The sequence below is a fragment of the Sphingomonas sp. TDK1 genome, assembly GCF_001650735.1.
Taxonomy (GTDB): Bacteria; Pseudomonadota; Alphaproteobacteria; order Sphingomonadales; family Sphingomonadaceae; genus Sphingomonas.
On sequence record NZ_LXVY01000005.1, the window covers coordinates 151,523 to 166,196 of the forward strand.

Below are 14,674 nucleotides of genomic sequence, written 5' to 3' on the forward strand. Positions count from 1 at the left end.
TCGTCTCCCTGGCGAACCCCGAAGAAAAATCGGGCAGAGCGACCGGAGCCGCCCTGCCCGAGGGGGGCTTGATCAGAACTTGTAGGCGACACCCACATAGGCGCGGCGACCGGAATATTGGTTGCCGACGAAACGGGCCGTAGTGTCGTTGCCGAGATGCTGGCGTTGCTCCGACTTGGTGAGGTTGATCACCGAGGCAGTCAGCTGCAGATTCTCGAAGAAGTTGTACGAGGCGTTGAGGTCGACCTGCTCATACGGGTCCGAATAGACGTTCAGGCCCGACTGGATGCCGCCGACCTGCTGGCCGCGGCGGTTGTACGAGGCACGCAGCAACAGCTTCTTGTTCTCGTAGAAGACCGAAGCATTGACCTGCGTCTTCGAGCTGCCGACCAGCGGCGAGTCGCCCACCTTCTTGCCGTTGAGGCTGATCTCCGCGACCGAGGTGTCGTTATAGGTGAAGTTCACCTGCGCGCCGAGACCGAAGGGCAAGGTGTGCTGCGCGTACAGTTCGACGCCCTGTGAAACGGCGTTGGAGCCGTTCGCCTGGGTCGAATATTGCTGCACCGTCACGGTGTTGCCGGCGACCACGCTCTGGACGTCGAGAACCAGCGGTACAATGAAGTCGGACACGTCCTTGCGGAACAGCGTGCCGCCAAGCACCGAACCACGGTGGAAATACCATTCCACACCGACGTCATATTGCCAGGCCTTGAACGGCTTCAGGTTGAAATTGCCGCCGCTGCCGAACCAGCCGGGCCGCGCGCCGAACTGCGCACGGTCATAGACATAGGCGTCCGAATTGAAGGTCAGCGACCGCGAGCCGGCGAGATCGCCATACCCGGGACGCGCGATCACCTTCGATGCCGCGCCACGGAGCAGCAGGTTCGGTGTCACTTCCCAAGAGATATTGAAGCTCGGCAGGAAGTCCGTGTAGCTCTTCGATTCGTCGTTCGGGCTGAACACTTTCACTTCACGCTGGGACTGCGGAAGCACCAGGCAGTTGCCGTCGGGACCGACGGGCGGGGGGGTGAACGGATTGCCGTTGGTGTTCTGGCAGTAATCATTCTCGTAATAGATCACGTCGGTCGAGACACCCGACTGCTTGGTGCTCACGACGCGCAGACCGAGATTACCGCGGACGTTGTTCACCTTGAAGTTTGCCTGGGCATAGCCGGCCCAGATCCGCTCCTTGATGTAGTAGCGGTTCTCTGGCTCCGGCACGCGCACCGGGCCGTTATAGGTCTTGTTCAGATAGGCGAGGTAGTTGTCCATGTTGAACGCCGGGAAGACGTTCGTCGAGAAGCCGCCGGCGATGTTGCCGATCGGCTGACTCAGAAAGAAAGCCGGCTGCGTCACCGCGGCGCCGGCGGTATCCTGGTAGCGGATGGTGTTGGCGGCGTCCGAATACCATTCGAAGCGCCCGGTCTGGCGTTCCACCTTGCCCTCGCGCCACTTCGCGCCGACCTGGATCGAATCGATGAACGAGTCGAAGTGTCGGGTCAGGTCGATCTGGGCATATTTCTGCTCGATCGCGCTGTTGGTATAGCCGGAGCCGGTGGAACCGAGATCGACCTGCGAGATGCCCTTCATCAGGTTCTGCTGCACGTCCGGGGAGAACTGCATCGCTACCGACTGGTCGGTAAAGCTCCATTGGCTGAAAAGATTGCCGTTCACGCGGTTGGCGAGACCGTCGCCAACCACCAGGCGCGGCTTCGCCTGGGCGTAGAACTGGAACGAGGGACCGCCGGTCGCACGGGTCTTGCCGCCGGCGAACGACACGGTCAGCCGATCATGCGTATAGTCGCCGTGCAGATCGTAGGTGTTCGAGACGGTCTTCTCCCGTGCGTAATAGCTCTGCATCGCCGGCGTTTCCATGGTGCAGGGCGATTTGCCGGTCCGGCATCCCGTACCGTCCGTCGGCACCTGAAAGGTAGCCGAAGTCAGCACCGTCCCGCTCTTGTCGAACTTGGCGCCGGTGAAGAAGTCACCATAGCCCCATTCCGGAATCTTGATGAGGTTGGAGACGTTGTCGCCGTTGAGCTGGAAGCGGAAATAATTGGCGGTCAGGTTGAAGCCCTCGAACGGCTGCCACTGCGCCGTCGCCTGAATGCCAAGCCGCTTTCGCTTCTCGATCAGCACCGTTTCGTCGACCGACTGCGGCGCCCAATAGCCGTTATAATGGGTTCCGCCCTGAGTCGTCACGCCATCGTTCCAGTAGGAGATCGCGTCGTCATTGGCATAGGTCTTGCCGTTGACGTCGGTCGCCTGCTTGGTGTTCTTTTCGTCCGTCCACCAATGCCAGCTTTCGGTGCTGGCGCTCAGCGTGCGGTTGGTGCGCACCTGATAGGTGGCGCCGAGCAAAAGGCCGAAGGTCTTGTCCTCGTTGTGCCACGACAAGAGACCCGAGATGCTGGGCTCGACCTTCTTGGTGACGTCCGAATAAGTACCTTCCACCTGCACATTGCCCGACCAGGGCTTCAGATCGAACGGGCGGCGCGTGTGGTTGATGATCACGCCGCCAACGCCGCCCTCATCGAGCCGCGCTTCGGAGGACTTGAACACCTCGACGCTGCCGATAAGGTTCGCGGGGAGCAGCAGATAGTTGAAGCTGCGCGAAGGATCGCCCGAGTCCGCCGAAGCGATGAAGTTGCCGTTGAGTTCGGTCAGCGTGAGGTCGGAGCTGAGGCCACGGATGCTTACCCGGCTGCCTTCGCCGCCGTCGCGCTCGATCACCACGCCCGGCACGCGCTGCAGCGCATCGGCGACATTCTTGTCCGGAAACTTGCCGACGTCCTCGGCAGTGATCACATCGACGAACGCATTGGCGTCGCGCTTCTGCGTCAGGCTCGCCTCGATCGAGGCGCGATAGCCGGTGACCACGATGTCGCCGTCGGCGTCGCCCGGCGCGGCGTTCTGCGGCGCTGCGCTGTTGCCGGCCTGCGGCTGGGTCGTCGCGGCCTGCGCGAAAGCGAGCCCCGGCAACGCGGCAACTAGGCTGGTGCCCAGCATCAGCTGGCACAGCAGACGCTGGCGCGCGGAGGCCGACGAACGGACTAGATTGTCGTGCGACACGATCCTTCTCCCTGCTTGACCTTAGGGGCCCCAAGCACCTCACGGATTCTTCTGACCGCGCTGTCACAAAGACGTTCGCAGCTCTTGTGAGAGAGGTTTCGCAATAGAAAAACAAATTGTCAATTAAATGAGGCCGCGCGATTGTGGATTTTCAGCAACGGGGCGCAACAAACAGCTTTTGCTGTGCAAACGTTGTCACAATCGTGCGGTCGGGCAAGAATTAGACGACAAGAATGAAGGTAAGGCTCGCCTTATCCTCCTCGTAAGGGGCAGGCCTGGCCGCGGACGGGGAGGCAACACGACGGCCAGTTGCTCGCTGACTTCTCCCTGGGGCGCTTCCGGCGCCATCTTCCCCTGGCGCGAGAGGAAACACTGCTCGGCGTGCTCGGGGGGTTTATGCCATTACCAGCCGGTATCCGACTCCAGGCTCGTTTAGGATCAGCCGTGGCCGGCTTGCGTCCTCCTCCAGCTTCTGTCGCAGGTTGCGCACCACGATCCGGAGATAATCGAGCTGCTGGACATGCGCCGGCCCCCACACGTCGCGAAGCAGCTGGCCATGGGCGATGACACGATCCGGATGCGCAGCGAGCAGCGCCAGCACGCCATATTCCTTGGGCGCGAGGTGTACGACCTCGCCCGCCCGGCGGACGCGGCGATGGGCCAGGTCGATCTCGATATTGCCGATCGTCAGCTGCTCCCGCTCTGCCGTGCCGGCAAGGCGGTGGCGGAGCGCAGTACGGAGACGGGCGAGCAGTTCCTCGGTATCGAACGGCTTGGTGCAGTAATCGTCGGCGCCGAGATCCAGCGCGGCCACCTTCTCGCTGGTTTCGGTACGGGCAGAGACGACGATCACCGCCGCCCCGCCCGCCTTGGCCTGCTGGATCAGCTCGATGCCGTCGCGGTCGGGCAGGCCGAGGTCGAGCAGCACGGCGTCGGGCTTGTCGATGCCGAAGGCGGCGATGGCCTCGCGCGCCGTCGCCGCCTCGATCACCTGGTGGTCTGCGCGGGTAAGCGCCCCGCGCAGCAGCCGCCGGATATGGCTGTCGTCCTCGACGATCAGGACCTTGGTTGCGCTCGCCATGGCTTGGCTTAGCGAGCGCCGCCCTGCCGGTCGAGCGCGAGATTGAGCGCGAGCACGTTGACCCGCGGCTCGCCGACCAGCCCGAGCAGGGGCCCCTGCACGTTCGCCTCGACCAGCTGCGCGACGCGGTCGGGCGCGATGCCCCGCGCCTTGGCGACGCGTGCGATCTGGAAACGCGCCGCTTCGGGGCTGATCTCGGGGTCGAGGCCCGAGCCCGACGCCTGGAGCAGGTCGGCCGGCGCATCGGCACCCAGCCGCTTCTGGTCGGCGGTCACCCGGTCGACCAGCTTCTTCGAGGCCGGCCCGAGGTTGGAGCCGCTCGAGGCGAGCGCGTCATAGCCATTGCCCGCCGCGGAGGGACGGCCCTGGAAATAGCGGTCGCCGGCGAAGCCCTGGCCGAGCAGCATCGAGCCGCGCAGCTTGCCGGCATCGTCGCGCACCAGCGAGCCATTGGCCTGCGCCGGGAACAGCAGCTGCCCCGCGCCGGTCACCACCAGCGGATAGACGATCCCCAGCAACGCGGCGAAGATCAGCGTGAACAGAAGCGTGGGGCGGAGGCCGGAAACGAGATCGGAACGCATGGCGATATCCTCCTCAGAAGCGCGTGGAGACGCCCAGATAGACCTGGGCATCGGGGGTGGCCTGGTTCAGGCCGAAATTGGCGCCGAGATCGAGCTGCAGCGTCGGGCGCAGCAGATAGGTCGCGGCGATGTCGGCGGAGGTCTGGGTGACATAGGCCGCCGGGTCGAAATTCCGCGCGACCCAGAACTCGCCGATCAGCGTGAACTTCGAGGTGACCGCCTTGCCCAGATTGGCGGTGCCGACCAGCTGCGCATGGTGGCCATGCCCGTCGCTGTCGGCGAGGATGTCGCCTTCGGGACCGAAGGTGAGCGTGAAGCCCTTGGGCAGCGCGATGTTGATCGGCACGGCGACGCCCCCCTCCGTCTGGCCGTTGCCGATCCCCGTCTTGGCGGTGGGGATCTTCACGAAGGGCAGCAGCGCGATCTGCACCTGCCCCGCCGGATTGGTGAGCCGCTGCTTCAGCCGCAGCGTGAGGTCGCCGACGCCGTGCAGCGTCTGCGTGCCCTCGGCGGTGCGGGTGCGCACCGTTGCATAGGGCGCGATGCTGGCCTCGATGTCGGTCGAGCCGGTCAGGCCGACTTTCAGCGTCGGGTTGGTGTAGAGGATGGTGTCGACACGGGTGTCGCCGGCATCGGTGCGGGTCCAGTTGCCGATGTCGGTCTCCAGCTGGACCATGCCCTGCGGCACGGTGCAGGCGAAGTTCGACTTGGTCGGGCGGTCGGTGCACAGCGCCGGCGCCGAGAGCGCTGCCGCCGGGGCGGCAGGCACGCTGTCCTGCGCGAAGGCCGGAGCGGCAACGACGGTGAGCGACGCGAACGAAAGAAACGTACGGAACATGGTGGTTCAGATCCTCAGGCGAGGTGAAGGCCGGCGACGGCCAGATCGATAAGCTTGATGCCGATGAACGGCGCGATAAGGCCGCCCAGGCCGTAGATGGCGAGGTTGCGGGCAAGCAGCTGGCCGGCCCCCATCGGCTTGTAGGTGACGCCCTTCAGCGCCAGCGGCACCAGGAACGGGATGATGATCGCATTGAAGATCACCGCCGACAGGATCGCGCTGGTCGGGCTCGACAGGCCCATCACGTTGAGCACGCCGAGGCCGGGATAGAGCGCGACGAACATCGCCGGGATGATCGCGAAATATTTGGCGACGTCGTTGGCGATCGAGAAGGTGGTCAGCGCGCCGCGGGTCATCAGCAGCTGCTTGCCGAGGCCGACGATCTCGATGAGCTTGGTCGGATCGCTGTCGAGATCGACCATGTTGCCCGCCTCGCGCGCGGCCTGGGTCCCGGTGTTCATCGCCACGCCGACATCGGCCTGGGCGAGTGCCGGTGCGTCATTGGTGCCGTCGCCGCACATCGCGACCAGCCTGCCGCCCTGCTGCTCCTGGCGGATCAGCGCGAGCTTGTCCTCGGGCGTGGCTTCCGCGAGGAAGTCGTCCACGCCCGCCTCGGCAGCGATGGCGGCGGCGGTGAGCGGGTTGTCGCCGGTGATCATCACCGTGCGGATGCCCATCCGACGCAGCTCGGCGAAGCGCTCGCGAACCCCTGCCTTGACCACGTCCTTCAGCGCCACCGCGCCGAGCAGACGGCCGTTGCGGGTCACCGCCAGCGGGGTCATGCCCCCGCGCGCGATGCCGTCGGTGATGCGCTTGAGCTCGGCGGCACCGGCAGCGTCCGGATCCATCTTGAGGATCGAGTCCACTGCGCCCTTCAGGATCACCGTGTCGCCCTGGCGCACGCCCGAGCTGCGGGTCTGCGCGGTGAAGGGGATGACTTCGGCGTCAGCATCGAGCTTCGCGTCGAACGCGAACTTCTCGCGGCCCAGCGTCACGATCGAGCGGCCCTCGGGCGTCTCGTCGGCGAGGCTCGCGGTGAGCGCAGCCTCGGCCAGCGCGCGTTCTTCCACGCCGGTCAGCGGGTGGAAGGCACTCGCCTGGCGGTCGCCGATGGTGATCGTGCCGGTCTTGTCGAGCAGCAGCACGTCGACGTCGCCCGCCGCCTCCACCGCGCGGCCCGACTTGGCGAGCACGTTGAAGCGCACCAGCCGGTCCATGCCCGCGATGCCGATCGCGGAAAGCAGCGCGGCGATGGTCGTCGGGATCAGTGTGATCAGCAGCGCCGCCAGCACCGCCACCGGGATCGCCCCGCCGGCATAGTTGGCGAAGGCCGGGATCGTGCCCACCGCGATCAGGAAGATGATCGTCAGGCCGACGAGCAGGATGGTCAGCGCGATCTCGTTGGGCGTCTTCTGGCGCTCGGCGCCTTCGACCAGCGCGATCATGCGGTCGAGGAAGCCCTTGCCGGGATCCTGGGTGACGCGAATGATGATCTTGTCCGAGATGACGCGCGTGCCGGCGGTGACGGCCGAGCGGTCGCCGCCCGCCTCGCGGATCACCGGCGCGCTTTCGCCGGTGATCGCGGCCTCGTTGACCGAGGCGACGCCCTCGACGACTTCACCGTCGGCCGGGATCAGGTCGCCGGTCTCGACCAGGACGAGGTCGTCGCGCTGGAGGAGGTGCGCCTCGACCTTGCGCCAGGTCTCGCCGACGCCGGTGAGCTTCTTGGCCTCCAGCTCGGACTTGGTGGCGCGCAGCGACGCCGCCTGGGCGCGGCCGCGGCCCTCGGCCAGCGCCTCGGCGAAGGTGCCGAACAGCACAGTGAGCCACAGCCAGACGATCAGCTGGACCTGGAACCCCACCGGCAGCGGCTCGCCGCCGAGCGCCAGCAGGACCGTGAGCAGCAGCGCCGCAACAGCCGTGGTGAACAGGATGGGGTTGCGGATCAGCTCGCGCGGATTCAGCTTGCGGAACGCGTCCCCGATGGCCGGGCCGATCAGCTCGGCCGCGAAGATGGACTTGGGTGCAGACATTGCTTGTCGTCCTCAGAAGAGCTGGCCGCGGAGCAGCGTGACGTGATCGGCGATCGGCCCCAGCGCCAGGCTCGGCAGGAAGGTGAGCCCGCCCAGGATCAGGATGATGCCGACGAGCAGCCCCACCCACAGCACGCCCGTGGTCGGGAAGGCGCCGACGCCGCCGGCCACCTGCTTCTTGGCGGCGAGGCTGCCGGCGATCGCCAGCACCGGCACGATCACGAAGAAGCGGCCGAGCCACATCGCGATGCCGAGCATGGCGTTGTAGAAAGGCGTGTTCGCGGAGAGGCCGGCAAAGGCCGAGCCGTTGTTGCCGGTCGCGGAGGTGAAGGCGTAGAGAATCTCGGAGAAGCCGTGCGGGCCGTTATTGGCGATGCCTGCAAGGCCAGCCGGCAGCACCGAGGCGAGCGCAGCGCCGCCCAGGATGCACAGCGGCAGCACCGCGACGGCGAGCACCGCCAGCTTCACTTCGCGCGCCTCGATCTTCTTGCCGACATATTCGGGCGTGCGCCCCACCATCAGCCCGGCGACGAACACCGAGAGGATGGCGAACAGCAGGAAGCCGTAGATGCCTGCGCCCACGCCGCCGACGACGATCTCGCCGAGCTGGATGTTGAATAGCGGGATCAGGCCGCCGAGCGCGGTGAAGCTGTCATGCATCGCGTTGACCGCGCCACACGAGGCTGCCGTGGTGACGACCGCGAACAGCGAACTGGCGACGATGCCGAAGCGGGTTTCCTTGCCCTCCATGTTCGCACCGGCGACATGGAGCGCGTGGAGCGCCGGGTTGCCGGCGGACTCCGCCGCATAGGTCACCGCCACGCCGCCGAGGAACAGCACCGCCATCGCGGCGAGGATCGCCCAGCCCTGGCGGGTGTCGCCCACCGCCTTGCCGAAGGTCCAGGTGAGGCCGACGCCGACGAGGAAGATCGACAGCATCTGCACGAGGTTGGTCAGCGCGGTCGGGTTCTCGAACGGATGCGCGGAGTTGGCGTTGAAGAAGCCGCCACCATTGGTGCCGAGCATCTTGATCGCTTCCTGGCTGGCCACCGGGCCCAGCACGATCGTCTGGCGCGCGCCTTCCAGCGTGGTCGCGTCGACGCTGCTGGCCAGCGTCTGCGGCACGCCGCTCGCGACGAGGAACAGCGCATAGACGAGGCAGGCCGGTATCAGCAGGTACAGCGTCACGCGGGTGAAATCGGCCCAGAAATTGCCGATGCCGCGCGCTTCCTTGCGGGCGAAACCACGGAACAGCGCGAAGGCGATGGCGATGCCGGTCGCAGCGGACGTGAAGTTGTGGAGCGTCAGCCCCAGCGCCTGTGACAGGTTGGACAGCGTCGATTCGCCCGCATAGCCCTGCCAGTTGGTGTTGGTGGCGAAGCTGATCGCGGTGTTGAACGCGCCATCCGCGCCCATGCCGGCCAGGCCGCGCGGGTTCCACGGCAGCACCGCCTGCAGGCGCAGCACCGCATAGGTGAGCAGCGCGAGCGCGAGGTTGAACAGGATCAGGTGCAGCGCATAGGTGCGCCAGCCCTGCTCGGCGTTCGGATCGATACCGGTGATGCGGTAGATGCCGCGCTCGACGGGGCCGAGCACGCGGTGGAGGGGGGTGCGACGGCCTTCGTAGAGCGCGAAGAGCCACAGGCCCATCGGCTTTGCGGCGGCCGCCAGGATGGCGACGAACAGGGCGATGAAGCCCCAGCCTTGGAGTGTCATGCGGCCCTCCTCAGAAACGCTCGGGCCGCAGGAGCACCGCGACCAGATAAATGAGAAGTGCGAGCGCGGTCGCGCCGGCGAGCATCAGGTGCAGGCTCATGCGCTCAGGCCTTCACACAGAGCTGGACAAAGGCCAGCGTAAGCAGAAAAAGCCCGCCGAGCGCGGCGAGCCAGAGAATGTCGGACATGGGGTTGGCCCTTGTTTGCGCCGCCAGGTGGCGGCCTTGGGCGCGATCTAGGTCCGCTGGCCGTTAAGCTTCGACGGCGAAAGCCAGCCCGCGGCATTAAGATTCCATATAGCCGGACGGTCCGCCGTGGCGCCGGGCGGGCGGGCGCACTACCAAGGGCTGCGATGAACGACCGCCCCAATCCCGACGCGCTGCTGCGCGAAGCCCGGCGCGAGGCGCGCGGCCGGCTGAAGATCTTCCTCGGCGCGGCCCCGGGCGTGGGCAAGACCTTCGAGATGCTCCGCGAAGGCGCCGAGCGGCTCCGCGACGGGAAGGACGTGGTGATCGGCGTGGTCGAGACGCATGGCCGCGCCGAGACCGAAGCGCTGGTCGCGCCGTTCGAGGTGCTTCCCCGCAAGGCCGTGGAGCATCAGAGCCATCGGCTGGAGGAGATGGATCTCGACGCGATCCTCGCCCGCCGCCCGAAACTGGTGCTGGTCGACGAGCTTGCCCACACCAACGCCCCCGGTTGCCGCCACCCCAAGCGCTGGCAGGACGTGGAGGAGCTGCGGGACGCGGGCATCCATGTCTACACCACGCTCAACGTCCAGCATGTCGAGAGCCTCAACGATGTGGTGGCGAGCGTTACGCGTGTGCGGGTGCGCGAGACGGTGCCCGATGCGATCTTCGACGATGCCGAGATCGAACTGGTCGACCTGCCGCCGGACGAGCTGATCGACCGGCTGAAGGAGGGCAAGGTCTATGTGCCCGCCGAGGCATCCCGCGCGCTCGCCCATTTCTTTTCCAAGGCGAACCTTTCCGCGCTGCGCGAGATGGCGCTGCGCCGCGCCGCGCTCAGCGTCGACCGGGCGATGCTCGACCATCTCGACGCGCTGGCAGTGCCGGGTACCTTTGCTGCCGGCGAACGCGTATTGGTGGCCGTCAGCGAACTTCCCGGCGGCGACGGGCTGGTCCGAGCGGGCAAGCGACTGGCCGACGCCTTGAAAGCACCCTGGCAGGTCGTATTCATCGAGACGCCCCGCGCCGAACGCTTCCGTCCCGAGCAGCGCCACCGCGTTGCGGAGACCCTGCAGCTGGCGAGCAGCCTCGGCGCCACCGTCGCCACGGTGCCCGCCGCCACCGTGATCGACGGGTTGCGCACCCATGTCTCCGGCATGCGCGCCACCCAGCTGGTGATCGGCCGTTCGCGCCGCAGCTGGTGGTTCGAGCTGCGCCACGGTTCGGTCGTGGAATCGATGCTGCGCGCCAGCCAGGGGGTGGCGGTCCATGTCCTTCCCGCCGCGGAAGACCGGGTGCGCGAACGGCGTGCGCCTGCCCTTCCCGCCCTGGGCCGGTGGCAGGAGCATGGGATCGGCGTGCTCGCCGTAGCGCTTACGGTGATCCTCGGCCGGGCAACGTTGCCGCTGATCGGTGCGGGCGGCACGGATCTCCTGTTCCTGCTGCCGGTGATCCTCATCGCCTTCCGCTCCGGCTTTGGGCCGGGCGTGTCGACCGCGATGATCGCGGGCCTCGCCTATAACTTCTTCTTCCTGCCGCCGCTCTACACCTTCACCATCGGCGAGCCGCAGAGCGTGCTCACCTTCTTCGTGCTGACGGGGATCGCGCTGTTCACCGCCAACCTCACCGGCCGGTTGCGCGCGCGTGCCACCTTGGGCACCCGCAGCGCGCAGGAAAATGCCGCCGTCGCGGCTTTCGGCCAGGCGCTCGCCCGTGCGTCCGACACCAGCTCCACCAGCAGGGTGGTGTGCGAGGAAATCGCGCAGCTGCTCGACGTGGCCGTGGTGCTCCTCGCGCGACGCGACGGTGCATTGGTGCGGGTTACGAGCTGTCCCGAAGACGCACCGCCGATGGGCGCGGTCGACCACGCCGCCGCCGAGTGGGCGTGGAGCAGCGGCGAGGCCGGCGGCGTCGGTACCGGCACGCTGATCGCCGCCGACTGGCAGTTCCACCCCTTGCGCACCAGCCTGGGCGTGCTCGCGGTGATCGGCCTCGCCGCGCCCGACGGCCGCGAGCCGATCACCGCCGATCGCGCGCTGCTGCTCTCCACCCTGCTCGGCCAGGCGGCGCTGGCGCATGAGCGGCTGCAGCTCGAGCAGGAGGTGCGCGAAGTATCGGTGCTGCGCGAGCGCGACCGGCTGCGGGCTGCCCTGCTCTCCTCGATCGGACACGACCTGCGGACGCCGCTCACTTCGGTCGCGGCTGCGGTGGATGCGCTCGCCCACGCCCATCCCGGCGAACCCGCCACCGCCATCGCCCGCGCCGAAGTCGCCCGGCTGCGGCGCTTCCTCGACAATCTGATCGACATGGTGCGGATCGACGCGGGCGCAGTGGCGCTGAGCCTGGAGCCGATCGATCTCACCGATGCCGCCGCCGCCGCCGTTCATGATCTGCGCGACGTGCTGGCGGGTCGCGAACTCGTGCTGCGCGTACCGCCGGACCTGCCGCTGGTCCGCGCCGATCCGCGGCTGCTGCATCACATCCTGCTCAATCTCCTGTCCAATGCCGCGGTGCATGGCGGAGAGGGGCCCATCGAGATTGTCGGGGAGCGCCGGCTGGAGGGTGTGCGGCTGGCCGTGCGGGATCATGGGCCGGGCCTGCCCCCCGGCGAGGAAGCCGCCATCTTCGAGACCTTCGCCCGCGGCACCGGCAGCGACCGCGCCGGCGGCAGCGGCCTCGGGCTGGCCATCGCCAAAGGCTTTGCCGGGGCGATGGATGCGCCGATCCGCGCCGCCGACGCCGACGGTGGCGGCGCCATCTTTGCGATTGATCTCAAACCGGTCTGATGCGGCATCGCCACGCCCGCGACGAAAACATCCATATCCGCATTCTTATAACCGGATCGGACTTGCCACGCTGCGCACCAGCCAACATGGTAGCGCTACAGCTGAGGCAGCGAACGGGGCGTGGGGGCAAGCGATTTCGATCTGGCGACGCGGTTCGCCAAACTTTTCGCATGTAGCGAAGCCGTCGCCGCGGAGCTGGCGGCGGCTGCATCGGTGCGCCGGCATGCCCCTGGCGCGCCGATCGTCCATCAGGGCGAAGCCTGCAACCGGCTGATGGTGTTGCTCGACGGCCATGTCCGGGCGGCGATGGTCACGCTCGACGGCCGGTTGCTCCAACTGGCCGAGCATCGTCCGGGCGACATTTTCGGTGGGGTGGACCCGGGTCGCGAGCAGGCCGCCGCGCTTACCGCCGCGACGCCGTCACAGATCGCGAGCTTCGCTACCGCCGATTTCTACGCGCTGGCCGAACGCCATGCCGGTGTGGGGGTCGTGCTTGCACGCGCGATGGTCCGCCAGTTCGGGGCGCTGACCCAGCTTGTTTCCGCCCGTCTCACCCTGTCCTCGACCGGGCGGGTACATGCCGAGCTGCTGCGCATGGCGCGCGAGGCGGACGGCCGCTGGATCCGGCCGCTGCCGGTCCTGTCGGACGTCGCGCTGCGCGTGCAGACCGCGCGCGAAACCGTGTCCCGCGCCGTCTCCGCGCTGGAACGGCGCGGCATTATCATGCGGCACGAGGACGGCTTCGAAATCGTGGCGCCCGCGCGGCTGGAAGCGCTTATCGTTTGAAGCGCGGCTTCAGCGCGTACAGCGTGGTCGGCGCATGGCCGATCAACGCGATTTCCCCCACCAGCTCGGCCCGGCCCGCATCGGCGGTGCAGGCGGCCAGGCTGGCGGCGAAGGCTTCGCTGGCGAAGGTCGCGCCGGCGTTGGTCACGCCCAGAATACGTTCGGCGAGATCGAACGCCCCGCCCAGCTGCACCGGTACGCCGGTCACCGGATCGTCGATCGACGCGGCAAGGCCGATATGCAGTGCCTGGCGCAGCGGGCCGGTGCCGCCCAACGCCGCCGACAGCCGAACCGCCGCGGCATAGGCCGGTCGCGCATCGTCGAACGCGAGCAGCAGACGATGCGCCGTCCAGCGCGCGGCGAGCGGCGGGGTGGCGGACAGCGCCGCCCGCAGCGCCGGTAACCGGGCGACGACATCGCGATCGAGCGCGGCGAAATCCTCGCCCTCCCCACCCATCAGATCGACCGCCAGCACCGTGACGATCTGCGGCGCAGTCTGGTCGATTGGATGCGGCGTGGACCGCACGCGCAGCGGCAGCAGATGGTGCCGCCGCCCGGCATTGCGCCACAGGCAACCGGCATGGGCGCTCTGCCCCGCGTCCTCGACCGTGCCGGGGCCCAGCAGCAGTTGCACTGCCTCGGACTGGAGGAGCCCGGCATGCATCGCCGCGCGGCCCATCGCGACGAGATCGGCAAGCCGGACCGAGGGCATGAATGCTGCGGGGCTCGCCTCGCCCATTTCCTGCACGCTGGCAGCCTCGGCCAGCGCGGCTTCGAACCGCTCGACCCAATGTTCGCCATGCGGGCGCACCGAGCGATCGACGAACGCCGCGACGTCGCCGGGCAGCACCACATGGAGCTCGGCACCGCGCGCGATCAGCCGCTCGGCGATCAGCAGGTCGGCGCCCGCAGCGAGCGCGCCATAGCCGAAGCCCACACGCTCCTGTGCCAGCAGCGCATCGACCGACTCGGAAAGCGCCGCGACGTCCTCGGGCAGCCGCATATGGCCGGCGAAATGGAGGCTGCGCGGCGGGCGATAGGCATCGAGCCATGCCGCCGGTGCGCCCTGCTCGGCGAGGATCACGCCGAACTGGCGCAGCGTCGAGGCATGGTCCTCCCAGGCGAGCGGCGCCGCGCCGATCGCGCGGGCGAGCGCGGTCTCGGCGGCGTCGCGGTCGCCGGCGAGCAGCAGCGCCTCGGCCTCGGTCGCGCCGAGCCAATAGGGGGTTTCGTCGGGAACGCCGGCCTGGAGCAGGTCCTGCACGTCGGCGGCGAGCGCCCGGCTGCCCGCCACGTCCCCGGCGATCAGCGCGAGCGTCGCCGCGTTGATCAGGGGATAGGGGGCCGGGGCCAGCTGCGCCGCCGCGCTATAGGCGGCGGCGGCTTCGCGGGCATGCTGCCGCCGGGCCTCGCCGGCGAGCAGCAGTGCCTCGTCCTTGAGGAGCCTGCCGCGCAGGCTGAGCACGGCGGGATCGTCCGCGACGCGGTCATAGCCCGCGTCGCGAAACATCCGCCAGGCGAGATCGAGCGCACCGGCACGCGCCTGGGCCGTTATCGCTAGCACACTCGACGTCATCCTACCCGGCATACTCCCCT

At 67.9% G+C, this 14,674-nt stretch carries 10 protein-coding genes; 2 read left to right on the forward strand and 8 right to left on the reverse strand.

Features of this window, described 5'->3' with window-relative positions; genetic code table 11:
• Positions 1-72: 72 nt before the first annotated feature.
• The 7 genes from A7X12_RS06395 to kdpF all read right to left on the reverse strand — a co-directional run bounded on the left by A7X12_RS06395 (position 73) and on the right by kdpF (position 9,421).
• Complete coding sequence (locus A7X12_RS06395) at positions 73-3,072, reverse strand: TonB-dependent receptor (RefSeq protein ID WP_232318384.1); 3,000 nt, start codon at positions 3,070-3,072, stop codon at positions 73-75.
• Between the two features lie 394 nt (positions 3,073-3,466).
• Positions 3,467-4,153 (reverse strand): response regulator, encoded by a 687-nt coding sequence (locus tag A7X12_RS06400; RefSeq protein ID WP_064310816.1) that lies wholly within the window; start codon positions 4,151-4,153, stop codon positions 3,467-3,469.
• 8 nt (positions 4,154-4,161) lie between these two features.
• The gene (kdpC, locus tag A7X12_RS06405) at positions 4,162-4,734 is read right to left on the reverse strand and encodes a potassium-transporting ATPase subunit KdpC (RefSeq protein WP_064310817.1); all 573 of its coding nucleotides are present in this window, start codon (positions 4,732-4,734) and stop codon (positions 4,162-4,164) included.
• Positions 4,735-4,747: 13 nt separating this feature from the next.
• Complete coding sequence (locus A7X12_RS06410; protein WP_064310818.1) at positions 4,748-5,572, reverse strand: transporter; 825 nt, start codon at positions 5,570-5,572, stop codon at positions 4,748-4,750.
• A gap of 14 nt (positions 5,573-5,586) precedes the next feature.
• A complete protein-coding gene (kdpB, locus tag A7X12_RS06415) occupies positions 5,587-7,605 on the reverse strand; it encodes a potassium-transporting ATPase subunit KdpB (protein WP_064310819.1) in 2,019 nt (672 codons plus the stop codon).
• Positions 7,606-7,617: 12 nt separating this feature from the next.
• A complete protein-coding gene (gene kdpA, locus A7X12_RS06420; RefSeq protein ID WP_064310820.1) occupies positions 7,618-9,321 on the reverse strand; it encodes a potassium-transporting ATPase subunit KdpA in 1,704 nt (567 codons plus the stop codon).
• Positions 9,322-9,331: 10 nt separating this feature from the next.
• Entirely contained in the window at positions 9,332-9,421 is a 90-nt protein-coding gene (kdpF, locus tag A7X12_RS06425; protein ID WP_064310821.1) for a K(+)-transporting ATPase subunit F, read from the reverse strand.
• A 252-nt stretch (positions 9,422-9,673) separates the two neighbouring features.
• Here kdpF and A7X12_RS06430 point away from each other — a divergent pair, with 252 nt between their 5' ends.
• Together A7X12_RS06430 and A7X12_RS06435 are read left to right on the forward strand one after the other, a co-directional pair.
• A complete protein-coding gene (locus tag A7X12_RS06430; protein ID WP_064310822.1) occupies positions 9,674-12,292 on the forward strand; it encodes a sensor histidine kinase in 2,619 nt (872 codons plus the stop codon).
• A gap of 120 nt (positions 12,293-12,412) precedes the next feature.
• On the forward strand, positions 12,413-13,078 hold the full coding sequence (locus tag A7X12_RS06435) for a Crp/Fnr family transcriptional regulator (RefSeq protein ID WP_064310823.1): 666 nt from the start codon (positions 12,413-12,415) through the stop codon (positions 13,076-13,078).
• On the opposite strand, the gene A7X12_RS06440 is transcribed toward A7X12_RS06435, so the two are convergent.
• Complete coding sequence (locus A7X12_RS06440; protein ID WP_157105512.1) at positions 13,068-14,642, reverse strand: tetratricopeptide repeat-containing protein; 1,575 nt, start codon at positions 14,640-14,642, stop codon at positions 13,068-13,070. The two genes, A7X12_RS06435 and A7X12_RS06440, sit on opposite strands and share 11 nt — an antisense overlap.
• Positions 14,643-14,674 lie beyond the last annotated feature (32 nt).